Genomic DNA, 25699 nt, shown 5'->3' with positions numbered 1-25699 from the left:
CTGGCGCGGCCCCTAACTTGCTTTGGCGCGAACCGGTTCGACGAAAGAGTCGACACGACCTCGCCGCCGAACAGCCCGCCTCATATGGGCCGAACCGCGCGCCTGCCACGGCCTGGACGGCCCGCTGCTGTTCGGCACCTACGACGCCCACTTGGGCCCTGTCGCCATCGGCCCCGAGCACACCGCCGAGGCACGCGTCCTGACCAACCAGATCCGCGCGGCCTGGACGTCCTTCGCCACCTCCGGCGACCCGGGCTGGCCCGCGTACGACACCGAGCAGCGCCTGAGCCGGATCTTCGACACGACACCCTCCGTCGCGGCGTACCCCGAAGAGATCTCGCGGCGCCTGTGGCAGAACCACACCTTCGGGGCGCTGCCCCTGCTGACGGCCTGACACCGAGTGAACAGGGCCGCGATGCAGGCCGGCGCACGTCAGCCGCGGACCGGGACTTCGGCGTACGGGGTGAGGCGGACGGGGCCGATGAGGCCGTACTCCTGGCGGGGCTTCTGTGCCTGTGCGGGGAATCCGTCGGTCACCCGCAGGGCGTTCCGCAGCGGAGTGGCCACGCGGACGGTGATCGTGTTGTCGCCTTCCCTGAGGTGACCGGCGAGATCGGCACGGCGGCTGATCTGGTCCACCGGGGGGAGGACCTTGCCGTTGACGGACACCTCGAAGGTGTCGGTGACCCGGCCCAGGTCGAGGTAGGCGCCGTCGAGCCGGGACAGCCGCACCGTGGTCCGGTATGTGCCGACGCCCGAGACGTCCTGGAGCTCGGGGATGTCCGACCAGGGCTTGAGGCCGTCGAGTCCGACCTGGTGTGTGGTGATCGCGCGGGTCCCGTCGGTGCCGCGGTGCCAGGCCTCAACGGAGAGCGACCACCGGGTCAGCTGCCGCGCGGCCGGGACCTCGGGGACGGTCACCCGTTCGTTGGTGCCGTCGTCCAGCGTGACGGTGTAGACGCCTGCCTCGGTGGCACGCAGGCCGAGACGGCCGCTTCGCGTGACGGTGACGTCGCCGCCGCTGACGGCGTGGCGTGCCCGGCCGCTGCCTGGGAGCGCGATGACGGTGGAGCCACCCGGTACCAGGCGGATCGGGACGGCGGTGCGCCCGTTCTCCGTCCGGTAGTGGCCGAGCGGGGTGATGCCGCCGGTCCAGGCGTCGAGTCGGTGCGGCCTGCCGCTGCCGTCGAGGACGACCTCCCCGGTCACCGTGTCCGAGGTCGGGTTATGCAGGTGGTAGAGCGCACCCCGGTCCAGGGTGCGGCGCGTGGCCAGCAGGCCCGGTGCCGCGCCGGTGTCCGCGGCGGGCCTGACGCCGAGCTCGCGCAGGGCCTCGGCCGCTCCGCTCTGCTCGGTGGCCCGGCGCACGGACGGCTGCTTCAGCAACTGCCGTATGACCGCGGCGAGTTCGGTGTCCTGCTGATCGGCGTGGTGGGCGCCGGGCGTACGCCGCGGTGGCTCACCCACGACCACGACGGGCAGTCCGGCCCGGGCGTGCGCGAGAAGCAGGCGGGCGGTGTCCACGGGCAGAGTTGGCTGGCGGTCGATGATCAGCGCTCGGTACCCCGGGCCCTCCGGGGCCAGACGGCGGGCCTTCACATGGCTGCCGTCCAGCTGGTGCGAGCCGGCGAAGTCGAAGGTGAACCCGGTCAGCCCGGTCGGCACGCGCGCCTCGTTGACGTAGCCGTGCCGGTAGACGACGAGGTCCACCTGTGGCCTGCCCTGCCGCAGCAGCCACTGCATCCGGGTGGTCCAGCCGGTGATCTTGTCCGTGTCGGCCCAGGTGGCCTGGCGAGGTCCCCAGGACTCGGAGAACCCGTTGCCTCCCTGGCCGAAGGTGAAGGGTGAGAAGCCCGGCCAGGACTTCTCGCCCAGCCCTTGCGCGGTCGCGAAGCCGTGGAAGACAACCTGGTTGACGCCGTGCGCGAAGGCCGTGTTGAAGTGTTTGAGCATCTGCGGCCAGGTCTGCGCGTACGCCTCGTTGAGCGTCGCACACCCTTCGAGGGAGAAGACTTCCTGGCCTGCGAGGTGTACGGCACCGGAGGAGACCCAATGCCATCTCTCGTCGTTGTAGTCGGGCGCGGTTCCCAGCGACTCGGTCTCGTTGACGTCGAGGGTCGCGGCGACGGTGGGGGTGTCGAGGGTGGTTCCGTACGGCTGGGCACGGAACGAGAGCCCGAGCCCGTGTGCCCAGTGCTTGAGCGGTTCCACGTGCTCGCTGATGTACAGATCGGTCAGCGTGCGGAAGTAGTCGTCGCGTACCCGTGCGCCACTGCCGTCGCTGAACTCGAAGTCAGGGGTGTCATCGGGCGTGACGCCCGTGTACTGCCGGTGGATCTTGTCGATGAAGACCATGGGCAGCCGATCGCGCAGCGCGTAGCCGCGCAGCTTTTCGAATCGCTTCAGCAGGTCCCACGTCCAGTGCAGGGCGGAATCCAGCTCCAAGGAGTCCTCGAAGAGGTCGCCCCCGTTGCTCCTCAGCAGGCGGCGCAGCCGAGGGGTGAACACACGAGTCTCCGTGTAGTCGATCGCGGCGCGGGCGCCTGCGGCGGCGAAGTGGTCGACCACATACGCCGGTTCGACCGCCACATACTGTCCGGTGACCGCTGCCTGTCCGGTACCGCGCTGCCAGTATCCGAGCAGCACCCACGGGTCGCCCTTCGGCGCGGTCCAGGTGATCTTCCCGTCGCGCACCTCACCGGTGAGCTCCACCAGCGACCCCTGCTCCAGTACGGTCGGCTTCGCGGCGGGGTCTCCCGAGCAGCGCCAGGCCTGCACCGTGACCAGGGTCTGCGCGGTGACACCGCTGTGAGGCGCGGGCCCCGGGGGGACCGGCCCCGCGTACGTCTCGCCTCCCGCCACCACGGTGCGTCCGTAGACCAGCTCCTGCGCCGCCTGTCTGCTGTCGGGAGTCAGGCCCGGCGCGAGCAGCGGCCAGGCGGGGCCGACGGTCAGGTCGACCTGCACGCCGTACTTACGGCCCGCCTCGACGGCCTGTTCGAGGCGGGCCGTCTGGGCGTCACTGCCCCAGCCGTACTTCCGGGGCTCGAGCGTCATCATGCACTGCAGCTCCACGCCTCCGAAGCCGCGGTCGGCGATCGTCTTGAGCTCGGCGTCCAGCGTCGCGGCCGCGATCTCACCGCAGGGCCACCAGTACCGGATCTTCGGCCTGGCGGCGGCCGGCGGAGCGGCGAACCACTTGGCGAAGGAAGCCCCCAGTCCCGCGGTGGACGGAGCGGCGACCGCGGTTTCGGCCGTGGAGATCACCGTGGGTGCCAGAGCCACCGCCGTGGTGCCGGCACAGAACTGTCTGCGGGAGAGAGGGCTCATCACGCCTCCATGGGGAAGTTCCTCGCTCGCGCCGTTAATGAAACGTTTCAACGAGCTTTCGACTGAGCCTAGAGAGGCAGGGGTCTGTCCGGCAAGGGTCTGGACGGCCAAAATCTATGAGCGTGCGATTTTGTGGGTGTGGGGGGTGCGTGTGAAAGAAGCCCCTCGGGGCAGCTCGGCGTCCGGTGAGATGCCCCGAGGGGCGTGTAGGGCCACGCCCGGGTGTCGGAGGCCGCGGGGGTCGCGACGGAGGCGGCGAGCAGGGTGGCGGTGACGATCCAGGCGGTGTTCGCCGGGGTGGGGTCCAGGGGCCGGGGCAGGTCCGGGTCCAGGGGGATCACCAGGGTCTGCATCAGTGAGACCGTGATCCCGGCGATGGCCGGCACCACCACGATGATGTTGGGGTTCGGTGTCGCGGACGATCTGGCATCCGCGGGCGAAGCGGCGGCCTCGGTCATCGTGAGGTCTCCGATCTGAGCTGATGCATGGCAGCGGCGGGGCAAATTAAAGCAACCCGTTGATTTAAAATCAAAGCCAGATGAGGTGGACACCTGGACAAACGGAGGTGTCGTTCACCCCGGCGATCCCGCCGGGGGCCCACGTGGCCTATGGGACGGGCCGACGTGGAGTCGTGTCATGTCCCGAGGTGGTGGTACTGATGGTGAGCAGGGTGAACAGAGGTGCGCAGGTCGGTGCGACGAGGGAGGCGCTGCTGGTCGCGGCGGAGCGACTGTTTGCCGAACGGGGTGTGCGCGTGGTCTCCAATCGGCAGATCAGTGCGGCCGCCGGGCAGGGGAACAATGCTGCGGTCACCTATCACTTCGGCACCAAGACCGACCTCGTCCGGGCGATCGTGCGCAAGCACGCCGAGCAGATGGAGGTCATCCGTGCCCGTATGATCGCGGGCATTGATGGCTCGACCGATCTGCGCGACTGGGTCGCCTGCTCGGTCCGGCCGGTCACCGAGCACTTGGAGGTGCTCGGCAGTCCGACGTGGTACGCGCGGTTCATCGCGCAGGTCACGGCCGATCCCGCGCTCCGGAAGACGGTGGCCGAGGATTCCATGGCCGGTTCCCCCACCTTGCGGCGGATGGTGGATGGCGTGCACCGGTGTCTGCCGGAGCTGCCGGCCGAGGTGTACGCCGAGCGGAGCGCCATGTCGCGTCATCTGATCGCGCAGATGTCCGTCGCGCGGGAACGGGCCCTGGCTGGCAACGCCCTGTCGGCACGCGGAAGTTGGGATGGCGTCGCGAGCGGTTTGATCGATGTTCTCGTCGCGTTGTGGCAGGCTCCGGTGACGATGAGGGCGTGATGTGGGAGAGGCGTATGTGCCGGGCTCGCTGCGCTCGCTCGGCATCCCGTACGCCCGGGCCGCCCGCCCGTCGGGGGGCGCTCCCGTGCCCCCCGAGCCGTGGATCGAGCCGCTCGACGCGACGGCGTACGGGCCGACCGCGCAACGCCATCCCGTCACCGAGGTCACCACCATCCCGGAGCCCACGATCCACGGTGATGGGACCCTCAACCTTGTCGCCGACTACACGTGGCCGTCCCTCGATCAGGGCCGGACATGGTGGACCGTTCCACCGATGAGAGTGAGCCGGACGAGGTCGGCCGACGGATGTGCCAGGGCCTCGGCAAGGGGGACGGCGAGGAGGACGAGATCGGCGGGCGTGCCGGGGTGCACGGGCGGGGGATGGGAGCCGGGGGAGTGCGCCGGTGAGAGGTAGGCCGTCAGCGCCTGAGCGGCAGTGATGCGCTCGGTGGGGTTCGCGGTGCGCCCGTCGGGGACACGGCGCGTGATGGCAGCGCGGATCACGGACCAGGGGTCGAGCGGTCCGTAGGGAGCGTCGCTCGACAACGCGAATGGGATGCCACTGCGAAGGAACGAGGAGCAGCGGTACAGGTCGGCGTGGTCCTCGGGTGCGGTGCCGTCGAGGAAGTCGTCGCCGCGGTCGGCGAGGAATCCGGGTTGGGTGACCACTTTCAGCCCCAGGCAGCGGATGGCGGGGAGTGCTTCTACGGGAACCACGGCCGCGTGCTCGACACGGTCGCCCGAGAGGGTGCCAGTCTGCTCCAGCGCCGCGAGAAGCAGGGCGAGCGAGGCGGCCGTGACCGTGTGCACGGCGACGGGACGGCCGACCCGGTGTGCGGCGTGGATCTCCCCCGTCAGCCGGGCGAAGTCCGGCAGCCCGGAGTCCGCGAGGACGATCTTCCAGGGGCCGGGCGCCGACCACGCGTCCGCCGCGGTGCCGAGCGGCGCCCCGAGCAGTAGGAGCCGTTGGGGCAGGCGACCGCTCCTCGCCTCCTCGGCCAGCTTGTCGGCGGTATCGGGAGACAGACCCGGCGTGGCGTCGGTGACCGTGGTGATGCCGTAGCGCGCGAGTCGACGGCCTACAGCGGCCAGGGACGGCGCAGCGGCCTCGGGCAGCCGTTCGCGCAGCCAGGCGTCGGCGCGCCACAACCGGCCCGTCGGCCGTCCGGCGGTATCGCGTTCGATCCCGGCATGGCGTGCATGAGCGAGGCCGACCAGTTCGGCCGCACGGGAGTTGAGCACCCACAGGGCGCCGCTGCGATGCTGGAGGCGCAGCGGGACGTCCGGGCGCAGCGCGTCGAGCCCGGTGGCATCCAGCGGCCCGGCGACCCGTTCGTCATAGCGCACGCCCCGGATCCAGCCGTGCCGATCCGGAGCCGCCTTGTGCAGGGCCGTCCGTAGTGCCGTACGGTCGCGGACGTCGGGAGGACCGCATCGCACGGAGGAGAACGCGGCCGCCAGCGCGAACAAGTGGAGGTGGTGGTCCGTCAGGCCGGGCAGCAGGGCACCGCCCGCCGCGTCGATCTCCTCTTCACCGGACGCACGCATCAGCGACGGACCGAGATCCTCGACCAGTCCATCCCGGACGCGGATGGAGCACCGTCGGCCGTCGACCTCCGCGTCCCGGACCAGCAGCCCGTTCACGGCACCCGGATCCCCAACTCGTGCAGCACCGTGGCGGTGTCGGCTCCGCTCGCCGAGGCGGCGGCGACCGGACGGCGGGGACGCGGGGCGGCCGCCGGGAACGACCTGCCGCCGAGGTCCACCAGCCAGCCGTCGCCGCGTCGAACGAGTCGGGCGTCGCCGGCGGATACCGAAAGGGTGGTGGACACCACGTCGGCCATCGACACGTCCCGGACCACGCCGCCTCCGCCAGGCTGTTCGGAGAGAGCGAGCGCGGCGGCCAGGAGCCCGGTGAGCGGGTCGGCCACGGCGTCACCGGTGAACACGGGAAGCCCGTGCACGTCCACGCCCAGGAGCCCACGGGAGGCGGCCACGTCGTCGCCGAAGCCGACCCGTCCCGACGTGCGCCCGTACGCCGTGATCGAGATCCAGGTGCAGCCGCGGGCCGCCTCCGCCTCGGCGTCGAGTCCGAACCCTGCCAGGGCACGGGGCCGGGAGGCTTCTATGATCACGTCCGCCCGGCCCACCAGCTCGTGCAGGGCGGCGCGACCGCGCGCGTTTGTGGGATCGAGCACGACCGAAGCATGCCCCGCGTGCAGCAGGTCGTAGAAGGCGGGATCGCCGAATCGGGCACCGTCCGGCCGGGTGGGGGTCTCCACCTTGACCACCCTGGCCCCCGCCGTGCCCAGCAGGTGCGCGCAGAGCGGCCCCGCCCACAGGGCACTGAAGTCGACCACCAGCAGGCCTGCCAGGTCCCGCGGCGCCCCCGGCAGCGGGCAGGTGCGTTCGGGCCGGGGCCGGACCGCGCCGCCGGCGAGACCGAGGAGTTCCACCCGCTCGTCCAGGTCCGCGCCGTCATGCGCGGCAAGCCAGTGGGCCAACTGGCCGGGAAGTGCTTCGACGTCGAGATCCCGGCCGATCAGCGCGCTCCACAGCGGGGGGTCGTCCGGGCGTGCGTCGGATACGGCGGCCCAGCCGTCTCCGGTGCGCAGCAGCCGACAGCTGCCGCCCACCGAGACCCGCCCCTGCCGTTCGCGCCGGAGGAGTGCGGCCCGCTCGGCAAGGAGGCGGGCGCCGTCGAGCCGCGCACCTCCGGCGGCGGCGATGTAGTCAGTCAGCCAGGAGGCGAAGGTTGCCGCCGCGCCAGGGGGAAGCAGAGGAGGTCCCTCGGGATGGCCGGTCAGGAGGGGGAGGCCGCTGCGAGCCCAGTCCTCCGCGATCCGGGAGGGGTTGGTGACGGGCCACGGACGGGCCGACTCCATGGCGCCGACGGGGAGCCGGTCCGAGGAGGAGGTCGGTTTGGCGTCGGGTTCTCGGCGCCGGGAGGACGGTGTCGTGCTCCCAGGCGCCCGGTCGACCATGCGGGGATGATAGATGAGAGATGTGTCTGCGACTACAGCAATCTCCATAGGCGATCTTGTGGCCGGGGCGGCGGACGCCGACCTCCTGGACGCCGAGGCGAGGCCGACCCGGCCGCTGATGATCGTCGACTTGGACTCGGCGTCGACATCTTCCGCCGCCGATGTACAGCGCGCCGCACGCCGGGCCCGTGACAGCAGCCGGCTGCTGATCGGACGTACCAGCCGAGCGGTTCCCGACTGTCCTGGCGACCTCCTGAGCGCCCTGGACCTGACGCTCGTACGGGCTCCCCTCGACAGCCTCTGCGCAGTGGACGCTGCCGGGTCCGCGGCCACGGTCGCGGTGGCCGACCCGGCGGCCGAGGCGGAATACCTGCGCGATCGGGCGGAGGCGCAGCCGCAGGCCGCCTTGGTGTTGCGCCAACTCCTCCGGATGTCCGGGCGGTTGCCGGTGCCGCAGGCCCTGGACGTGGAGTCGCTGGCCTACTCGACGCTGCTCGGCGGGGCCGGCTTCACCAGGTGGCTCGCGGCCCGCGGGCCACGCCCCGCGCCGCCTCCCGCGGTCGGCGACCCGGTGTTGGTGCGCCGCGAGGGCCCCGCCCTGCGGATCACGCTCAACCGGCCGGAGCGGCGTAACGCCCACGGCGCGGAACTGCGTGACGCCCTCGTCGCGGCAGTCGATGTCGCGGTCTGGGACGACGGCGTGCGTGAGGTGGTTCTCGACGGCAATGGGCCTTGCTTCAGCTCCGGTGGCGACCTGGACGAGTTCGGCACTGCCACGGACCTCGCCGCCGCGCATCTGGTCCGCACCCGAGCCGGTGCCGCGCTCCGCCTGCATGCCCTTGGGGAACGGCTCACCGCGAGACTCCACGGGCCCTGCGTCGGCGCGGGCATCGAACTTCCGGCCTTCGCTTCCCGCATCCTGGCTGCCCCGGACGCCACCGTCCGCCTGCCCGAACTGGCCATGGGCCTGATTCCCGGTGCCGGAGGCACGGTCGGCATCCCACGCAGGATCGGCCGCCAGCGCACTTTGTACCTGGTCCTCGACGGCCGTGCCGTCTCTGCCGAACGCGTCCTGGTCTGGGGGTTGGTGGACCGGGTCGAGGAGTGAGGTGTCGGCCGGGGCCGAGTTCTACGCCGCGGCCAGGACGGGCATGGCCATCGTCCTCGTCTGCTGGACGGGCTCAGCGGCCTCGGCGGGGCGGGTGGCGAAGACGTAGATGCGCAGGAGGACGAAGCGGCCTATGCCGGCGAGGCCGGAGGCGCCGAGGTAGACGATCTGCTCGGTGAGCATCCCCGGGGAGGGCTGCAGGAGATGCAGGGCGAATACGGCGATGCTGGTCGCCAGGTAGGCGGCGGTGGCCGAGCCTGCGGACTGCCAGTGGTCTCGCCAGCCTGCACGGCGCCCCTTGGCGAAGGTGAAGCGGGCGTGGAGTTCGGTGCACAGCAGGGTGGAGGTGACGGTGATGATCGCGTTGGAGAGCGCCCAGGGCATGGTCAGGGCCAACAGCGGCACGGCGAAGCTGGAGAGGAGGCCGATGCCGCCACCGAAGATCACGAATCGGATGAAGGAGTCCAAGGGGCCGGGAGCGGCCGGGGTCGCCGCCTCGGGCTTGTTCGCGAGCAGCGACTTCATGGCGTCCTTCCGGAGGGGCGCGGAACCCCGGGAGATTTAATTACTTGACTCACTCAAGCATAAATAGATTGCTTGACTTACGCAAGTACATGCTTCTGTGGCCATGCTGAGCCGCCGATGCGCGAGGCCTTGTCTCCGTGGGTCCCCGGCCCTTGAGGTGACGGTCCACGCCCGGCCGGTCATTTCCGGCTTCCTGTGTCCTCGGCCGCCATGGGCGACCCGGGCCGACCCGCGTTCGACGCCGAACGGCGCCGGTGCGTCGAGTGGTACCCGCGGGACGGCAAGCCGGGGCTCTCCCCGGATTCGCGAGAGTTCACCGCCGCTGCCGGTTATGTCGCTGAGGCCGAACGCATCGGCCGGTCCTGAGTGTTCGCCGCGTTTCTGCCCCTCGCCGCAACTGCACCCCCCGGTGCCACGGCGAGCCACCCGCGTGCAGTGGATCGACGGGTCTTCCGCGACCTCGGGCGCCCGTCCGCAGTCGTCCTTCCGGCGGGGCGCGCCACGTGGTGGAGAACCGGTTGGTTCCGCCTGCGCACCCTCGCTTGAGCCTCCCGCCCGCCAGGGCGGGGACGGCGCGAACCGGCGAACTCAAGAAGATCGCTCTCGATCCCACCCCTGGTCACATAATTTTTTAAATGATAGATTTTCGTCACCGAAGCATCCTGGAGCCTCCATGCCAGCTGATCCCGTCCTCGCCGAGAAGATGCATCTGCTTCGTGACCTCAACTGGCAGGACACCCAGACCGCTCCCGAAGCCATGAGCCGGTTCATGGACCTCTTCCGCAATCCCGGCGAGTGGAGCATGCCGAATGACGTCACCGTCGAGGACTGCACCATTCCGGGACCGCACGGCAAAGTCCCCCTGCGGATCCACACCTCTCCCCGTGGACGATGTGCACACGGCTTGGCTGTGGCTCGCCGAGTCCGGCCTGTGCCCGTCCGCACCCATCGGTCTCGGCGGTGCGAGCGCGGGCGCGGCACTCGCCCTCTCCACCGCGGTCCGGCTCCGCGACCGGGAAGAACCCCGCCCGGACGACCCGCTGCTCGCCCATCCCCTCGCTCACTTCCCGACGTCGGCGCTGGACGACGAGACCGCGGCGGAAGTGCGAGAGCTGCCGCGGATGCTGGGGTTCACCGCCCCGTCGATCGAGCACGTGGTGCGCAACTATGTGGGGCGCGTGAGCGACCTGCCCGCGGCTGCGGTGCCCGGTGCGGCGAACCTCGAGGGCCTTCCTGCAATCGCCGTCGTCCTCTCCGAGTACGACGAACTCCGCCCCTTCGGCGACCTGCTCGCCCGGCAGCAGGAGGAATCCGGTGTCTTTGTCCGGACCTACCTCGCCGCAGGAATGATCCACGGACACCTGAACCGCGGTCCCTCCCTGAAGGAGGCCGGCCGCTCACTCGACTTCTTCGCGACCGCACTCGCCCACTGACCGGCCTCAGTTCCTGAGAGAGAGTCCATCATGCCCAGCAAGACACATCAGTGGATCTACGAGCTTCTCGAGAACCGACGCGCCGGCGGCCCTGTCAGCCTGGAAGCCGAGCGCGCGCAGGCCGAGCAGTACGCCACCCAGATCCCCCTCCCCGCGGACGTGACCGAGACCGAACTGCCCGGCGCCCTGCCCGGCTCGCTCCAGTGGACCCCCGCATCACCGCGCAAGGACCTGATCGTCATCCACATCCACGGCGGAGGCTTCCGCGTCGGCGTGCCCGGCGGGGACCGCCGGTACGGTGGAACACTCGCCAAACGCCTGGGCGCCCGCGTCGTCGGACCCGCCTACCGGCTCGCCCCCGAAAACCCGTTCCCGGCCGGCCTGGACGACTGCGAGGCCGCGTACGAACTCGTCCGCTCCCAGCACCCGCAGGCCCGCATCGTCCTCACCGGCTCCTCCGCCGGCGCCGGACTGGCCGCCTCGCTCCTGCTGCGCCGCAAGGACGCCGGCGACGCCACCCCGCTGGCCGGCGTGCTCTTCTCCGGTGTCTTCGACCTGCGCCCGGGGACGTACAACACCGGCAGCTGGGTCCGCAACGCCCCCACCGACCCGATCATCAGCACCGAGCGCGGGCCCCAGATCGCCGCCGACTATCTGGGCGGCCAGGATCCGCTGACCCCGTACGCCTCCCCTGCCCTGGATGACCTGGCCGGGCTGGCCCCGCTGCTCATCCAGGCATCCGGCGCCGAGACCCTGCTCGACGACTCGTTCCTTCTCGCTTCCCGTGCCGCCGCGGCCGGTGTCGAGACCGCGCTCGAGGTCTGTCCCGGCATGCTGCACGGCTGGACCGTCATGGTCGGCTTCCTCCCCGAGGCCGACGAGGCCCTCGAGCACGTCGCCGCCTTCGTGGAACGCGTCGCCGCGGGCCGGATCGTCGATGGCACCGGCATCCACGACGACCCCGCAGTACTCAGCCAACTGTCTCGATAGCCCACGGGCACACAGGCGCTGGACGACAGGCCGTGCAGGGCGCGTAGATGCCGGCGCTGCTCCCTCCCCGCCGGACGTCGGGGAAGTACTCGAAGCTCGACGTCATCAGGTAGTAGTCCTCGCCCACCCGGCAGATCGAAGGGTCCGGGTGGAAGCCGGGGATGATCGGGTTGACGTTGACGGCCATGTGCAGTCCTCCAAGGTGCTGCGCGCCTGCTCGGGCCCGTGCCGCGAGAGCCTTCGGCAACCCTAGTCCTTAATTTTTTGAGCACTAGATTTTTAACGCGTGTGCGGACCGGTCCCTTCGGCAAAGTGTCCACTGGAAAGCGAACGTCGGGGCCATAAGATGTCCATCGAACACTCGGCAATCGGCCGGGGTGCTCCGCGAGGTGTCCCTCGGCGGTGGGCGTGGCGACGGGAGGGGCATGTCGAGGCAGGCCGAGGGCGGTTCTCATCGTGCGGCGCCGGTCCATGTGGATCCCGAGGACGTCTCCGTCCTGACCGCGTTGTCCGCGGTCGCCGATCCGGTACGCATCCAGCTGATCCGGGAGCTGGCGGGCTCCGCTGACTGGACGCGCAGCTGCGGAAGCTTCGACGTACCCGTCGGCAAAGCCGCACTCAGCCACCACTTCGCGGTCCTGCGTGGCGCCGGCCTGGTCGAGCAGCGGGACGCGGGGGCCAAGCGGGTCAACCGACTGCGCCGCGAGGAGTTCGAGGCGCGCTTCCCTGGATTGCTCGCCCTCCTGCTCCGCGTCGACGACGCCGACTGATTCGGAGTGGGCGCTCGCCAGCCCATGGAGTCCACATGAACCGCACGTCCTTCATGACCTGAAGTACGGTCTGACGAGGGACGAGCCAGCGAAACCACGAGGCCCCTACCGCAAGAGCGCCGTACGCCGGGAGCAGATCCTCCAGGCCGCCTACGAGGCCATCGACGTGCACGGAGAGAAAGCCTCCCTTCAGGACATCGCGGACCGGGTCGGGGTGACGCAGCCGGCGCTGACGTACTACTTCCCTACCCGGGGCGATCTGCTGCTCGCGGTGCTGGAGCGGCGGGACGTGGTGGGCAAGGCGTCGTCGGCCGAGTCGCCGCGGAGAGCGAGAACTTGGTCGAGAGCATGGCGGCGAGCGCCCGGCACACCACCAATCACCCGGGTCTCGCCAAGTTGTACGTCACGCTCTCGGCGGCGGCCACCGATCCGGAGAGCCCCGCGCACAGCTATTTCGAGAACCGCTACAACAGGCTCGCCGCCGAGGTCGCGCGGGACTTCGAGAAGCAGCGGCGGACCGGAGGGATCCGGGCCGACGAATCGGCCGACCACCTGGCCAGGGCGCTGCCGGCGGTCCTGGACGGCCTACAGATCCAGTGGATGCACGACCGCCGACCCCGGCGCCCTCCCCTCGGAGTGGGGGCCACTCCCTCGGCGTGACTCCTCAACCCGGCCCACTCCCTTCGCGTACGGGCGTGTGTTGTGGAGAGCCGTGCCCCCACGGCGGGCCGGGGAAAGGAGACGGAGTGGAGCCGCCTGCGTCCAGCGTGATCGATGACGCGCCGGCCAGAAGCGGGCGTCCGCGCGCCACCTCGCGGGCCAACTTGGAGCGCCTCGGTTTCGAGTTGTTCGAGCGCAAGGGCTTCGACGACACCACGGTCGACGACATCGCGGCCGCAGCGGGTATCGGGCGCCGGACGTTCTTCCGTTACTTCGCCTCCAAGAACGACCTGGTGTGGGGCGACTTCGAGGGCCAACTGGCACGGCTGCGCGAACTGCTGGGGGCCGTGCCCGATCATGTGCCGACCATGGAAGGGCTCCGTACCACCATCGTCGAGTTCAACAGCTTCGACCGTGAGGTGGTGCCGTGGCACCGCCGCCGGATGGAGCTGATCCTTCGGGTACCCGCACTGCAGGCCGACTCCGCGCTGCGCTACAACTCCTGGCGGTTGATCGTCACCGAGTTCGCCGCGGCCCGGGCCGGACTGCCGCCGACGGCCCTGGAGCCGCGCCTGATCGGCAGCGTCGCGCTGGCCACCTCCGTCGCGGCCTACGAGCTGTGGTTGGAGGACGACACGGCGGAGCTTTCGGACCTGCTCGACGAGGCGTTCCGGCGGCTGGCCGCCGGCTTCTGAGCGGCCGAGGGAGCGCGGCGCGGAAATCGAGGAAGCAGGGCGGCCGCCGACGACACCGTTGGCCGTGAGCCGCGCGCCCAGCAGGACGGGATGCTCCACAGCGCCGAGCTTTCGGGCGATGCGTGCCCTGGTCGGCCCGCACGCGGCGACGGCCGCAGGCACTTCTGGGCTGCGTCCGCACGCCCCCGGCGGGCGACTGGGCCTGGAACTCGCGTTGCTCCTTCGGCATGTGCGGGAGATGGAGCAGTGACGAGGGTCAGGCACCACTGCCGGAGCCGCCGTCGCCCGAGGGGAAGGAAGGAGGCGCAGGCGCCACTCCCTCCAACGCCAGGGTGAGCGCGCGGGTCGCTGCCGTGGCACGGGCGGCCGGGGCTTCCAGGTCGTGCAGCGCACCTCTGATCATCCTCGTCAGCAGGAAGACGTCTTCGCCGGACAGGTCGCGCCGGACCATGCCCGCGGCCTTCGCCTCGTTGAGCGGCGCCTTGAGGATCTCGGCCAGCCGGGCCTTGGCCTTCGCCGCCGCGGGGCGGAGAGCCGGATCCTGCCGCGCCAGGGCACCCAGGGCATGGGAGCCGACCATGCGCTCGGCGATGCCGCGCATCAGGACGAAGAACGCGCCCGGATCCCCGGCGCAATCGGCTGCCAGTCGCTCGAGCTCGCCGACCTCCTCGGCCATCACGGCCGCCGCGAGGTCGCCGCGGTCGGGGAAGTTGCGGTACAGCGTCCCCTGCCCGACACCCGCACGCCGTCCGACCTCGGAGAGCGGGAAGTCGGCCGACTCGGCGAACAGCTCTCTGGCCGCGTTCACGATCGCCTGCCGGTTGCGCCGGGCGTCCCGCCGCCTCGGTTCTTCACCTGCCGTAGACATGTCAGCAGGGTACCGGACATACCGTCCAGATTTTGCGACCCTTCATCAGTAGTCACTCACGGATTCTTTCGGAATAATTGGACGACCTGTCCGGTTCGTCGCTACGGTCTTCGTACCGGACAAGCAGTCCGGTTCAGCTCTCGGCCGGCTTCTGCGCCGTGCCCTCGCTCGTGTTTCCGACGGGTAGGTGGGTCTCGTCGAGGCGGCGCGTCACCATCGCGCGGGCACCTCCCGCAGCCCGCCGACGCTCAGCCCCTCCACTCGCTGCAACTCCTCAACCAGCAGGGCCAGTTCGAGGTTCGGCAGCTTGCGCAGCAGGACCTCCAGGACGACCTGGAGTTCGGTACCGGCCAGGAACTGGCCCAGGCAGGAGTGGATTCCGCCGCCGAAGGTGAGGTGGGGATTAGGGCCGCGGGTGAGGTCCATCTCCTCCGGCTAGGGGAAGACCTGCTCGTCACGGTTGGCGGCGGACAGGAGGCAGAACACCGTGGTGCCGCTTGTTCCCACCGGGTGCGGTCGGCAGGAGCATGGCGACCATCTTGCCGATCATGTTCGCGGTGGTCTCGTGCCCGGCGACCAGCAGACCCATGCCGGTTGCGACGAGTTACTGTCGCTGAGACCCTCGCCCTCCGCCGGGCTCTCGTCGATCAGCATGCTGGTGATGTCCTCGCCGGGCCGGGCCCGCTTGGCCACGACGAGGTCCGTCATGTAGGTCAGGAAGTCGGCGTGGGCCGCCTTGGTCTCGTCCTTGGTGTAGCGATCGACGTTCAGGAACGTGTCGGATCAGTACGAGAAGCGGTCCCGGTCCTCGGCGGACGCGCCGCTCGGCCGACCGATTGGCTGCGGCCAGGGTAGTCCGGGCCTGGCGAAGCAGACGACCGGGGAGCCCGCAGCCGTCGCGGGGACGGGCAGGTGCACCCGTGGCCGCGATCGAGGCTGACTCGCCGAAACCGGGGGCATCGGTGACGTCGAGCATCGGGTCGACTCGTTGCATGGCGTCGTGTTCCTGCCGGCCGGTCCGTCGTCGGCCGGATCGAAATCGAACAGCCCTGAGCGGGGCGGGGACCGGAGACGAGGCATCGCCCACTGCCGGTCCCCGCCCCGCTCAGCGCGTCGGGGAGGGCATGATGACCCTCACCCCTCCGTCAGCCGGATCGCCACGGCCGGGCAGACGGCAACGGCGTGCCGTACGTCGTCGAGCAGCTCGTCGCCGGGGCGCTCGTCCAGCAGGAAAGCGATGCCGTCCTCGTCCCTCTGGTCGAAGACGTCGGGGGCGGCCATGACGCACTGCCCCGATGCCACGCACTTCGGTTCGTCCAGTTCCACACGCATGTTTGTCTCCGGTGTTCGTTCGTGCTCTGGGGCGTAGGCCGGGGTTACCAGGTCACCGGCAGTTCGTAGAGGCCGTAGACGATGCCGTCGTTCTTGAAGGGGAGCTTCTCCAGCTCCGTGGCCAGGCGCAGGGTGGGCACGCGGCGGAAGAGCGTGCCGAAGGCGACCTGGAGCTCCAGACGTGCCACGGGCTGGCCGAGGCACTGGTGGATGCCATAGCCGAAGGCCTGGTGGCGACGGGCGTCGCGGTGCACGTCGAGCCGGTCGGGGTCGGGGAAGTGGCCTTCTTCCCAGTTGGCGGTGTTGCTGGGCAGGACCAGGCCCTCACCGGCGCGGATGGTCTGCCCGCCGATCTCGATGTCCTCCAGGGCGATACGGCGATTACCGAGGTGGATGATGGTGAGATACCGCAGGAGCTCGTCGACGGCGCGGGCGAGGACCTGCGGGTCGTCGGTGTCGCGGACGATCGCGAGCTGGTCGGGGTGCTCGAGCAGGGCCACGGTGCCCAGCGCGATCATGTTTGCGGCGGTCTCGTGACCCGCGCCGAGCAGCAGCAGGCCCATGGAGGTGGCCTGGCGGCGGGTCAGCTCGCCGGCGCTCAGGCGTGCGGCGAGTTCGGAGAGCAGATCGTCGGTGGGGTTGCCGAGCCGGGCCTGGATCTGTTCGTCGAGGTATTCCAGCAGGGCGTGGTGGGCAGCGGCCACCTCTGCCTGGTCGGCATCGTGGCGCATGCCCACCGCGCTTTTGTTCTGGAAGAACTCGTGGTCCTCGTACGGGATCCCCAGCAGTTCGCAGACGACCAGCGAGGGCAGCGGCAGGGCCAGGGCGCTGACCAGGTCGGCCGGCTGCGGTCCCGCCAGCATGGCGTCGATGAACTCGTCGGTCATGCGCTGGACGGCGGGCCGCATGGCCTCGACGCGCTTGACGGTGAAGGCACCGGAGATCATCCGCCGGATCCGGGCGTGTTCGGGGTCGTCCATGTTGAGGAACGCGGGCTCCACGCCGCGCTCGGCGACCTCGCGGAAGGCGGGGTTCATGTAGGGGAAGCCCGGGCGCCGCTGGTCGACGCTGCACCGCGGGTCGGCCAGCAGGGTGCGCTGGTCGTCATAGCGGGTGACGAGCCAGGGGGTGGACCCGTCCCAGATCCGGATCTTCGACAGGGGCTGGTCGGCACGCAGTTGTTCGTCGTGCAGTTGCCGCAGCCCGGCCGGCGGGGCGAACGGGCATCGGGCGTCCCTCGGCATCGGGAACTGGGGGACGGACTCGTCCTGGGTGTGGGCCAGGGCCTGGTTCATTTCACTCCTCTTGGTGGGGGGAGAGAAAGCCTCGCGCGGGGGAGCGAGGCTTCCGGTCAGTAGGCCGACGGGAAGCCGCCGGGTAAGGGGCCGAACCGGGGCGGCGCCCCGGCCGGTACGGCGGAGCCGAATGCCGGACGGTCCGCAGTGCGGACGTTCACCTGGCGAGCACGGCGGTCCAGCCGCCGTCGACCGGGATATTGGTGCCGGTGATGTAGGAAGCGCGGTCCGATGCCAGGAACAAGGCCAGTTGGGCGACCTCCTCCGCCTCACCCGGGCGGCCGAGTGGTGGCTTGCCGGGGGCGTCGGCGACAGTCCTCCCCGCTGCCTTCAGGGCGTTGAGGACCATGTCCGTCATGATCGTGCCGGGGGAGATGGCGTTGACCCGGATTCCCTCCGGGCCATGCTCCGCTGCCGCGGACCGGGTCAGGGAGATGACGCCTCCCTTGGCCGTGGAGTAGACGCTCGACATGGGTGACGTGCTCGCCATGGCCGCGACGGACGCCCAGTTGACGATCGAGCCACCGCCGGTCTCACGCATTGCCCGGACGCCGTGCTTGATGCCCCAGAAGACGCCTTTCAGGTCGATCGAGAGGATTCGGTCGTACGTCTCCTCCGGAACGTCGGCGAGGCGGCCGCCGGAGGCGATGCCCGCCACGTTGAGCACGGTGTCGACGCGTCCGAATTCATGGATCGCGGTCTCGAACAGGGCGATGACGTCCTCCTCCGCGGAGACGTCACAGTGGGCCGGCACGACGGAGGAGCCGAACTCCGCCGCGGTGTCCTTCTCCTTGCCGCTGATATCGGCGGCCACCACCTTGGCGCCCTCCCTCGCGAACAACTGCGCGCAGGCCTTGCCCATCCCGGTGCCGGCTCCGGTGATCACCGCCACCTTTCCGTCCATCTCACCCATCGCTGGTCCTCTCTTCTGTGGTTGTCCACGGAGTGGTGCCTGAGTAAGTCCCCCGACTTTAAATCAACGGGTTCATTTAAACAGTAGGGAGGGGGATACTCAAGCGCAAGTAAAGAACTGGCGGGGCAGGCCTCTGCCCTGATGCGTGTCCCGAGAGGTGGTGGCGGTGGCCGGAAGTACGTGGCGGGCCGAGCAGGTCAGTGTGACGCGCGAGGCGCTGCTGACGGCGGCAGAGCGGCTGTTCGCCGAGCGCGGCGTGTACGCCGTCAGTCATCGGCAGATCGTCCAGGCGGCCGGCCAGGGCAACAATGCCGCGGTCCGCTACCACTTCGGCACGAAGGCGGACCTGATTCGTGCGATCTCCCGCAGGCACGCTGAGGAGATGGAGCACATCCGCGCACGCATGCTGGCGGACATCGCCCACTCCGCAGAGCTGCGGGACTGGGTGGCCGGCCTGGTCCGACCGGTCACCGAGCACCTCGACGCACTGGGCAGCCCCAGCTGGTACGCCCGGTTCGCAGTGCAGGTCCGCGCCGATCCGGCCCTGCACGCGATGGTGGTCGAGGACTCCTTCGCCGCCGCCCCCGCGCTTCAGCGGCTCCTCGGCGGCCTGGCCGGGTGCCTGCCCCACCTGCCGGTGGAGGTGCACGCGGAACGTGCGGTCATGGCACGGCATCTGGTCTTCCAGGTGGCCGTCGATCGTGAGCGGGCCCTCGCCGAGAACACTCCCACCTTCCATGAGGCCTGGGACGACGTGGCGAGCAGTCTCATCGAGGTGATCATCGCGTTGTGGCGGGCGCCGGCTGTGCCTTCCGTGTGAGCGGAGGGAAGGGCGCCCCCGGAGCGTCAGGAGTACCTGCCCGAGGCCGACGCGTCGGCGGCGACGGCGAAACCCCGAAGCGCCTCCCTCACGGGAAAGGCGTGGGTCAATGCCTTTCCTGACAGCTGGATCTGCGAGCGGCCGAGGTTGACTCGCCACCGTCATACGGCAGATGCGCGCCCGGTTTCGTGACGCCGCAGAAGCCCACGGGGATGATGCCGACGACTACGTGTTCGGCGCCAACGCCGCGGGCTTCTTTCGCGTCGCCGAGGCGAAGACGGCCCGGGGTGTCGGGTGAACCGGCCTCCGTGAGGTGCCCCGGCGTAAGAGTGGGGGCGACAAGCCTGTTCATGAATTTTGTTGGGTGATAGATTTTGGGCTGCTTGCGATGGGCAGCCCGGGCGACAGTCCCGAGGGAACTCAGACAGGAAGAGGACGCGCATGTCCGCCCCCCCACACCGCGTCCCGCTCCACAGACCCTCAGCTCGACTTCGACGCCCTGCGTGCGAGATACCGCGCCGAGCGCGACCGCCGGATCTGCCCCGACGGCAACGCCCAGTACCGGGGGCCGGCGGTGAGTTCGGCTACTACGCCGAAGACCTCCACGTCGATGAGGCGTGGGGGCTCGACCAGCCGGTCGGCATCACCGTCCCCGTGCTCTCCGAAGGACTCGACCACCCCGTGGACGTGGCCGCCGCCGGGCACGTCCCGAACCGAGCCCGCCCTGTTCACCCATGGAATGACCGGCTCGCCCCGCCTCTTCGCCGGTCTCGCCGCCGCCCGGACGGCTCCCTCCTCCTAACGGCCAACGGCGAAGGAACCGTGTGGCAGTTGCGGCCCGGGCACTGGTCCGCACCGCAGACGGCCACCCAGACAGCAAGGAGCAGCACATGACAGGTACGGGTCTTAAGGGCCAGAGCGTCGTCGTCACCGGCGCCGCATCCGGAATCGGCAGGGCGACGGCACTCGGATTCGCGCGAGAAGGCGCCCGGGTCGTGGTCGCAGACCTCGACCGGTCGGGCGCCGAGAACACCGTCAAGGAGATAGACGCGGCGGGGGGAGCCGCCCTCGCGGTCGCCGGAGACCTGAGCGACCAGCAGATCGTGGACACGGTCGTCGACCGGACCATGGAGGCCTATGGCCGTTTGGATGTGCTGGTGAACAACGCCGGGATCATGGACCGCATGTCCGCCGTCGGCGAGACCGACGACGCCGAGTGGGAGCGGGTCATCCGCATCAACCTGACCGCACCGTTCCTGCTCACCCGTGCTGTCCTGCCGCACATGCTGGCCGCCGGACGCGGCTCGATCATATTCACCGCTTCGGAGGCCGGTCTGCGCGGCAGCGCGGCGGGCGCCGCCTACACCGCGTCCAAGCACGGCATCGTCGGCCTGGTGAAGAACCTGGCCGTCATGTACCGAGGCCAGGGCATCCGGGCCAACGCCGTCGCCCCAGGACCCACCGCCACCAACATCCAGGTGGACGCCGGTCCAGAAGCCCACGGGCCCGCCGTCGTGGGCCCCTTGATCGGTGCCACCATGGGCCGGCACGGTACGGCGGAGGAACAGGCCGTCACCCTCGTCTTCCTTGCCTCCGACGCCGCCTCCTTCATCAACGGCGCCGTCCTGCCGGTCGACGACGGCTGGGCCGCCGTCTGACAGAAGGGCAGTTCCCTTGAGCTTGGCTTACCCTCAGGTCGCAACCGTCCACGGACCGGTTCGCGGCGAACGCCGGGCGGACGGCGTCCTGCGCTTCCTCGGGATCCCCTATGCCCAGCCGCCCGTCGGTGAGCTGCGGTTCGCCGCGCCCGCGCCGCCCGAACCGTGGACCGAGCCGCTCGACGCGACCGCGTACGGGCCAACGGCGCAGCATCGCCCAGTCACCGCCGTCACCACCATCCCCGAACCCACCGTCCCCGGCGACGAAGTCCTCAACCTCAACGTCTTCACCCCGGACACCGCCCCGGACCGACCCCTGCCGGTCCTCGTCTGGATCCACGGCTGCGGCTACGTCGCCGGGTCCGCGGCGAGCCCCTGGTACGACGGGGCCGCGTTCAACCGGGACGGTGTCGTCCTGGTCTCCGTCGGTTACCGGCTCGGCATCGAGGGCTTCCTGCATCTCGACGACGCTCCGGACAACCGCGGCGTGCTGGACTGGATCGCTGCCTTGGAGTGGGTCCGGGAGAACATCGCCGCGTTCGGCGGCGACCCGGAGAAGGTCACCGTCGCCGGTCAGTCCGCGGGCGCCGGCGCCGTTCTGACCCTGCTCTCCGTCCCCACCGCCCGAGGGCTGTTCCGCGGGGCGATCTCGGCATCCGGCATCCTCATGCGCCCGGACGGTCCCGAGGTCGCGCGTGCCGCCGCCCGGCTGTTCACGTCCCGTACCGGAGTACCGGCGACCGCTGCCGCACTGGGCGGGCTCGGCCACGACAAGCTGTTCGAGCTGCAGACCCGGCTTCTGGAGCCGGGACAGGACCGCGAGGGGCTGCCTCCCATGCAGACCCTGGCGCCGTTCGCCGACGGCACGCTGATCCCGGAACCCGTCTCCACGGCCCTGACAGAATGTGACGGAGGGGACGACGTACCGCTTCTGCTGGGCTGTACCGCGCACGAGTTCAACGTGCTCCCAGAGCTACCGCCCGTGCCGCCGCTGCCTTCGCTCCTCGCCTTCCTCGGTCTGGACCCGGACCGGACGGAGTACTACGAGAACCTGGCACCGGAAGCGTGCTTCGGCCAGGCGCTGACCGACGCCACGTTCCGGGCCCCGGCCCTGGGTGTCGCCGACGCCCGCGCCGCCCGCCAACGCCCCACCTGGCTCTATGAGTTCACGTGGACCTCACCGGTGAACGGGGCGGCATTCCACTGCCTCGACGTGCCGTTCGCATTCGACCTGCTGCACGCCGAGGGCGTCACGGCGGCGGCGGGCACCGAGCCCCCGCAGCCTCTCGCCGACGCGATGCACCGGGCGTGGGTCGCCTTCGTACGGGACCTGGACCCAGGAAAGGAGTGGCCTCCCTACACGCCGGACGAGCGGAAGGCGATGGTCTGGTCCGCCGAGCCCCGGGCCGAGGCCGACCCGCTGCGCCAAGTCCGCGCCATCTGGTCCGACTGATCGCGCACAGGCAGAAAGGAACACAGGTGTTCCAACGACTCGCACGCACCCGTCTCGCACGTCTCTTCCTCGTCGCCGCAACCGCGTTGGTGCTGCCCACCGCCGTCGCCGCACCGGCCGACGCCCAGGAACCGGCCCGGTCCGGCACCCGTTGCGCATCCGCCGACTCCGGCCTCACCACCGTCCCCGTGACCTCCGCCGGCACCACCTACCCCGTCTCGCTGTACATCCCCCGCGGGTACACCGGCCGGCACCCCGTCCCGCTCGTCCTCAACCTGCACGGCAGCGGCGCCACCGGGCTCTACCAGCTCGCCCTCAGCGACATGCAGAAGGCCGCGGACAAGTACGGGTTCCTGGTAGCTGTGCCCAATGGCGGTACCCCGCAGCCGCAGGGCGGCTACACCTGGGTCATACCCGGCGTGCCCAACACCTCCGGTCAGCCGCCCTCCCCGGACGACCGCGACGACGTCCGGTTCCTCTCCGACACCATCGACGCCGTCTCCGCCGGCTACTGTGTCGCCCCGCGGCGGGTGTACGCCACCGGCTTCTCCGGCGGAGCCCGGATGACCTCGCTGCTCGCCTGCCGCCTGGCCGACCGGATCGCCGCCGTCGCCCCGGTCGCCGGTCTCCGTGCGGGCAATCCGGACCCGTCGGACCCGAACCGACCCCAACCGGGCGGCTGTTCCCCCTCGCGCCCGGTTCCCGTCCTGACCTTCCACGGGCAACAGGACAGGACCAATCCGTACACCGGTGGCGGGAGCGCCTACTGGCAATACTCGGTTCCCGAGGCCTTCACCCGTTGGGCGGAACTCGACGGCTGCCGCTTCGGCCCGCGCGACCTCCGGCTCACCGAACACGTCACTCTCAAGACCTACCCAGCCTGCCGGCGTGGCGCCGACGTGAGCATGTACGTGATAGCGGACGGCGGTCACACCTGGCCGGGCTCTCACGACCCGGATGCCTTCCCCGGCGGCGGCAAGGTCTCCAGCGAGGTGGACGCCACCGACGTCATGTGGCGCTACTTTCAACGGCACCCACTGCCTCATTCGTTTGCGGGGGAAGCTCGGTGACGACCTCGAAGCCGCCTTCGGGACAACAACCAGCACGCAGCCGTCCACCCTCCGAGCAAATCCGTTCCCGCATACCAAAAAAACCAAAACCGCCACCCAACACCCAGGACTCGGCACCACCATTGATGACGATGAGACCCAACTGGTCGCCGGTGTAGGAGATCCGTACCTCGGCCGAGCCGGTGCCGGAGTGCTTGGTGACGTTGGTGAGGGCTTCCTGCAAGGATGCGGTACGCCATGAGATCCGCCCCGGCCCCAGGGTCGGGGTACTCCCTCGGTGACGACCGGGACCATGAGCCCGGCGCCCCGGAACGAATCGACCACCTCGATGAGGTGGGTCAGCCCCTGAGGCGGCCGCGGTGGCCCCGTGGGGCGATGACGCCCGCGCGCTGCCGGGAATCCCGGTAGCGTTAAATCATTCAATTGATTTAAAAGCTACTCCGAGGCTGGGCCGGGTTCAAGTCGGACGGGCCGAATCCGGTAGGAACGCCATGCGGAGGGCTTGTGGATGAGGGTGGCCGGGGGTCGGTCGTGTCATTGCGTACGCTTCCGTCGTTCGATCTCGCCGACTCGGTCGAGGATCCGCGGCGGCCTGGGGGACGGGGTGCGGTGGAGTGGAGTGATGTCCCGAAGTGGTGGTGAGGATGACCGGCAGGATGAGGCGGGACGAGCAGGTCAGTGCGACGCGCGATGCGCTCCTGGAGGCGGCGGAGCGACTGTTCGCCGAGCACGGGGTGCACGCGGTCGCCAACCGCCAGATCAGTCTGGCTGCCGGGCAGGGCAACAACGCCGCGGTCAGCTATCACTTCGGCACCAAGATCGACCTGGTGCGCGCCATCGCCCGCCGGCATGCGGAGGGGATAGAGGTCGGCCGGGTGCGCATGCTCGCCGACATCGGTGACTCCGCCGAACTGCGGGACTGGGTGGCATGCGCGGTGCGCCCCGTCACCGAGCATGTGGAGGCTCTTGGGGCGTCCAGTTGGTACGGCCGGTTCATCGCCCAGGTCACGGCTGACCCGTCCCTCCGGGCGGTCACCACTGAGGAGTTCGCGGCCGGCTCGCCGTCGATGGAGAAGCTGCAGGACGGCCTGAACCGCTGCCTGCCCGACCTGCCGGCTGAGGTGCATGCCGAGCGTGCCACCATGACGCGCCATCTGATCACGCAGACGGTCGCCGAGCGGGAGCGCGCCCTGGCGGACAACGCGCCGACCGCTCGGGCCAGTTGGCGTGAGACGGCGAGCGGCCTGATCGACGTCATCGTCGCCCTGTGGCAGGCGCCGGTCACGCGCGAGGAGTGATCCGCCGCCCTCCGGGTACGCACCTGTCTGTTCGGCGGGCGGCTTCTTGACCGGACTTGAATCAATGGATTGCCTTTAAGGCATTGGGTGATGGTTGCCTGGGTCTTCCGTGAGTTGCGTCGCGGAGGTACGCCTCAGTCGGCCGTCACTTCAGCCGGTCGCGATTCCGCTACCCCACCCGGCTTGTCCGGCAGGTCGAGACTGCTGCGCAGGCGGACCGGCCTGAGCAGCACGGCGGCGACCACCGCGAGCGCTGCCGCGGCCGCCGAGATCAGGAAGATGTGTGCCGTCGCGTCACCATAGGCGACCTGAACAATCTCCTTCCCGGCGGTGGACTGGGCACCCGCCTCACCCGACAGTCCGGCGGCGGCCATGCCCTGGGCGACCTGGTCCTGGACCTGTCGGGCCAGCACGGCGCCGAGGACCGAGACGCCGACGGTGCCTCCGAGGGAACGGAAGAAGGTGACTGTTGAGCTGGCGGCGCCGATGGCCTGGATCGCCACGGGGTGGCCGCTTGACACCGCCGACCCACTCCGCCTGCTGGCCGAATCCCTCTGCCACATGCTCGCCCCCGCGCTGGAGAACGACCGAACACTCGCCTGACCGCGTCCCGTGCGTTCCGTCCGCCTGGTCACCGCCGCCGCTCTGTTCGGTGGGCATGACGCGTCGATCAACATCATGCGGCGGATCCTCCAGGCGCAGGGTGCGGAGGTGATTCATCTGGGGCACGCCGGTGACCGGTTCGCGGTCCCCCGGGCCATCACGTGTGCCGAACTGGACAAGCCGGCCCCGGAGTCCGGGGCGTGACACGGACTGTGCCGGTGCTGGGCATCACCGGTACCGGCGGCTCGGGGAAGTCATCGCTCACCGACGAGCTGGTGCGCCGGTTGCGGGTGGATCAGCAGGACCGGCTGCGGATCGCGGTGATCGCGGTCGAACCGCCCCGCCGTCGGGGTGGGGCGCGCTGCTCGGTCACCGGATCCGCATGAACTCCCCTGACAGCAACCGGGTATTCTACCCCGGCCTCGCCACCTGGGGCAGCCGTGAGCTGCCCGAGCACCTGTCCGACGTGATGGACGTGGTGAAGGCGGCCGGCATTTCCCCAGCCAAGGGCGCCGCAAAGCGGCCCGGACAGCTTCGAGGTCGTCAGCCGGGACAGGGGTGCGTTCAGCCCGGGCTCGGCAG

Annotated in this window: 24 protein-coding genes and 4 pseudogenes; 16 read left to right on the top strand and 12 right to left on the bottom strand. The window is 70.2% G+C overall.

Annotation, left to right across the window (positions count from 1 at the left end; all coding sequences use genetic code 11):
• Positions 1-22: 22 nt before the first annotated feature.
• Positions 23-394: a hypothetical protein gene (locus ACWDSL_RS19965; protein ID WP_450487103.1), complete on the top strand. Its 372-nt coding sequence runs from the start codon at positions 23-25 to the stop codon at positions 392-394.
• 38 nt (positions 395-432) lie between these two features.
• Here ACWDSL_RS19965 and ACWDSL_RS19960 read toward each other — a convergent pair whose 3' ends face one another.
• On the bottom strand, positions 433-3330 hold the full coding sequence (locus ACWDSL_RS19960; RefSeq protein WP_450487101.1) for a glycosyl hydrolase: 2898 nt from the start codon (positions 3328-3330) through the stop codon (positions 433-435).
• Positions 3331-3979: 649 nt separating this feature from the next.
• Here ACWDSL_RS19960 and ACWDSL_RS19955 point away from each other — a divergent pair.
• Entirely contained in the window at positions 3980-4642 is a 663-nt protein-coding gene (locus tag ACWDSL_RS19955) for a TetR/AcrR family transcriptional regulator (RefSeq protein ID WP_450487119.1), read from the top strand.
• A gap of 243 nt (positions 4643-4885) precedes the next feature.
• On the opposite strand, the gene ACWDSL_RS19950 is transcribed toward ACWDSL_RS19955, so the two are convergent.
• Together ACWDSL_RS19950 and ACWDSL_RS19945 are read right to left on the bottom strand one after the other, a co-directional pair.
• Positions 4886-6286, bottom strand: coding sequence for an amidohydrolase family protein (locus ACWDSL_RS19950; protein ID WP_450487099.1), 1401 nt, complete (start codon positions 6284-6286; stop codon positions 4886-4888).
• Complete coding sequence (locus ACWDSL_RS19945) at positions 6283-7626, bottom strand: CoA transferase (RefSeq protein WP_450487097.1); 1344 nt, start codon at positions 7624-7626, stop codon at positions 6283-6285. The genes ACWDSL_RS19950 and ACWDSL_RS19945 overlap by 4 nt, the downstream gene beginning before the upstream one ends.
• Before the next feature lie 13 nt (positions 7627-7639).
• Here ACWDSL_RS19945 and ACWDSL_RS19940 point away from each other — a divergent pair, with 13 nt between their 5' ends.
• Positions 7640-8734 (top strand): enoyl-CoA hydratase/isomerase family protein, encoded by a 1095-nt coding sequence (locus ACWDSL_RS19940; RefSeq protein WP_450487095.1) that lies wholly within the window; start codon positions 7640-7642, stop codon positions 8732-8734.
• 21 nt (positions 8735-8755) lie between these two features.
• On the opposite strand, the gene ACWDSL_RS19935 is transcribed toward ACWDSL_RS19940, so the two are convergent.
• Positions 8756-9259 carry a GtrA family protein gene (locus ACWDSL_RS19935; protein WP_450487093.1) on the bottom strand — a complete coding sequence of 168 codons (504 nt, stop codon included), beginning with the start codon at positions 9257-9259 and terminating at the stop codon, positions 8756-8758.
• Between the two features lie 884 nt (positions 9260-10143).
• Between ACWDSL_RS19935 and ACWDSL_RS19930 the strand changes: the two genes are divergently transcribed.
• Both ACWDSL_RS19930 and ACWDSL_RS19925 read left to right on the top strand, forming a co-directional pair.
• Positions 10144-10692 (top strand): alpha/beta hydrolase fold domain-containing protein, encoded by a 549-nt coding sequence (locus ACWDSL_RS19930; RefSeq protein WP_450487091.1) that lies wholly within the window; start codon positions 10144-10146, stop codon positions 10690-10692.
• 30 nt (positions 10693-10722) lie between these two features.
• On the top strand, positions 10723-11682 hold the full coding sequence (locus ACWDSL_RS19925) for an alpha/beta hydrolase (RefSeq protein ID WP_450487089.1): 960 nt from the start codon (positions 10723-10725) through the stop codon (positions 11680-11682).
• A gap of 73 nt (positions 11683-11755) precedes the next feature.
• On the opposite strand, the pseudogene ACWDSL_RS19920 reads toward ACWDSL_RS19925, so the two are convergent.
• A pseudogene (locus ACWDSL_RS19920) lies at positions 11756-11869 on the bottom strand (family 43 glycosylhydrolase); the annotation flags it as partial.
• Between the two features lie 238 nt (positions 11870-12107).
• Here ACWDSL_RS19920 and ACWDSL_RS19915 point away from each other — a divergent pair.
• The 4 genes and pseudogenes from ACWDSL_RS19915 to mftR all read left to right on the top strand — a co-directional run bounded on the left by ACWDSL_RS19915 (position 12108) and on the right by mftR (position 13807).
• Entirely contained in the window at positions 12108-12452 is a 345-nt protein-coding gene (locus ACWDSL_RS19915; protein ID WP_450487087.1) for an ArsR/SmtB family transcription factor, read from the top strand.
• A 166-nt stretch (positions 12453-12618) separates the two neighbouring features.
• Positions 12619-12666: pseudogene (locus ACWDSL_RS19910) on the top strand (hypothetical protein); the annotation flags it as partial.
• A gap of 122 nt (positions 12667-12788) precedes the next feature.
• Positions 12789-13112, top strand: a complete 324-nt coding sequence (locus ACWDSL_RS19905; RefSeq protein WP_450487085.1) for a TetR family transcriptional regulator C-terminal domain-containing protein — start codon at positions 12789-12791, stop codon at positions 13110-13112.
• Positions 13113-13198: 86 nt separating this feature from the next.
• Positions 13199-13807, top strand: coding sequence for a mycofactocin system transcriptional regulator (gene mftR, locus ACWDSL_RS19900; protein ID WP_450487083.1), 609 nt, complete (start codon positions 13199-13201; stop codon positions 13805-13807).
• Positions 13808-14063: 256 nt separating this feature from the next.
• Here mftR and ACWDSL_RS19895 read toward each other — a convergent pair whose 3' ends face one another.
• The 5 genes and pseudogenes from ACWDSL_RS19895 to ACWDSL_RS19875 all read right to left on the bottom strand — a co-directional run bounded on the left by ACWDSL_RS19895 (position 14064) and on the right by ACWDSL_RS19875 (position 18215).
• Entirely contained in the window at positions 14064-14675 is a 612-nt protein-coding gene (locus ACWDSL_RS19895) for a TetR/AcrR family transcriptional regulator (RefSeq protein ID WP_450487081.1), read from the bottom strand.
• A 210-nt stretch (positions 14676-14885) separates the two neighbouring features.
• Positions 14886-15563, bottom strand: a pseudogene (locus ACWDSL_RS19890) (cytochrome P450); the annotation flags it as partial.
• A 246-nt stretch (positions 15564-15809) separates the two neighbouring features.
• Positions 15810-16007, bottom strand: a complete 198-nt coding sequence (locus ACWDSL_RS19885) for a ferredoxin (protein ID WP_450487079.1) — start codon at positions 16005-16007, stop codon at positions 15810-15812.
• A 44-nt stretch (positions 16008-16051) separates the two neighbouring features.
• Positions 16052-17302 (bottom strand): cytochrome P450, encoded by a 1251-nt coding sequence (locus ACWDSL_RS19880; RefSeq protein WP_450487077.1) that lies wholly within the window; start codon positions 17300-17302, stop codon positions 16052-16054.
• Between the two features lie 157 nt (positions 17303-17459).
• Positions 17460-18215, bottom strand: a complete 756-nt coding sequence (locus ACWDSL_RS19875; RefSeq protein WP_450487075.1) for an SDR family NAD(P)-dependent oxidoreductase — start codon at positions 18213-18215, stop codon at positions 17460-17462.
• Between the two features lie 157 nt (positions 18216-18372).
• On the opposite strand from ACWDSL_RS19875, the gene ACWDSL_RS19870 reads away from it, so the two are divergent.
• Together ACWDSL_RS19870 and ACWDSL_RS19865 are read left to right on the top strand one after the other, a co-directional pair.
• Complete coding sequence (locus tag ACWDSL_RS19870; RefSeq protein WP_450487117.1) at positions 18373-19035, top strand: TetR/AcrR family transcriptional regulator; 663 nt, start codon at positions 18373-18375, stop codon at positions 19033-19035.
• A 172-nt stretch (positions 19036-19207) separates the two neighbouring features.
• Positions 19208-19333, top strand: coding sequence for a hypothetical protein (locus ACWDSL_RS19865; protein ID WP_450487073.1), 126 nt, complete (start codon positions 19208-19210; stop codon positions 19331-19333).
• A 182-nt stretch (positions 19334-19515) separates the two neighbouring features.
• Here the strand turns inward: ACWDSL_RS19865 and ACWDSL_RS19860 are convergent, their stop codons facing one another.
• Positions 19516-19767, bottom strand: coding sequence for a hypothetical protein (locus ACWDSL_RS19860; protein ID WP_450487071.1), 252 nt, complete (start codon positions 19765-19767; stop codon positions 19516-19518).
• 158 nt (positions 19768-19925) lie between these two features.
• On the opposite strand from ACWDSL_RS19860, the gene ACWDSL_RS19855 reads away from it, so the two are divergent.
• The 4 genes from ACWDSL_RS19855 (at position 19926) to ACWDSL_RS19840 (ending at position 24514) form a co-directional block, all read left to right on the top strand.
• Positions 19926-20693, top strand: coding sequence for an SDR family NAD(P)-dependent oxidoreductase (locus ACWDSL_RS19855; RefSeq protein ID WP_450487069.1), 768 nt, complete (start codon positions 19926-19928; stop codon positions 20691-20693).
• A gap of 16 nt (positions 20694-20709) precedes the next feature.
• The gene (locus tag ACWDSL_RS19850; protein WP_450487067.1) at positions 20710-22146 is read left to right on the top strand and encodes a carboxylesterase/lipase family protein; all 1437 of its coding nucleotides are present in this window, start codon (positions 20710-20712) and stop codon (positions 22144-22146) included.
• A gap of 26 nt (positions 22147-22172) precedes the next feature.
• Positions 22173-23216, top strand: coding sequence for an extracellular catalytic domain type 1 short-chain-length polyhydroxyalkanoate depolymerase (locus tag ACWDSL_RS19845; protein ID WP_450487065.1), 1044 nt, complete (start codon positions 22173-22175; stop codon positions 23214-23216).
• Between the two features lie 644 nt (positions 23217-23860).
• A complete protein-coding gene (locus ACWDSL_RS19840) occupies positions 23861-24514 on the top strand; it encodes a TetR family transcriptional regulator (RefSeq protein ID WP_450487063.1) in 654 nt (217 codons plus the stop codon).
• A 134-nt stretch (positions 24515-24648) separates the two neighbouring features.
• Here the strand turns inward: ACWDSL_RS19840 and ACWDSL_RS19835 are convergent, their stop codons facing one another.
• Positions 24649-25017 (bottom strand): hypothetical protein, encoded by a 369-nt coding sequence (locus ACWDSL_RS19835; RefSeq protein ID WP_450487061.1) that lies wholly within the window; start codon positions 25015-25017, stop codon positions 24649-24651.
• 109 nt (positions 25018-25126) lie between these two features.
• Here ACWDSL_RS19835 and ACWDSL_RS19830 point away from each other — a divergent pair.
• Positions 25127-25610 (top strand): annotated as a pseudogene (locus ACWDSL_RS19830) (methylmalonyl-CoA mutase); the annotation flags it as partial.
• Positions 25611-25699 lie beyond the last annotated feature (89 nt).

It is taken from the genome of Streptomyces sp. NPDC000941 (assembly GCF_053599555.1).
Note: the sequence above shows the minus strand (reverse complement) of the source record. Positions and strands in the feature narration are given on the sequence as shown.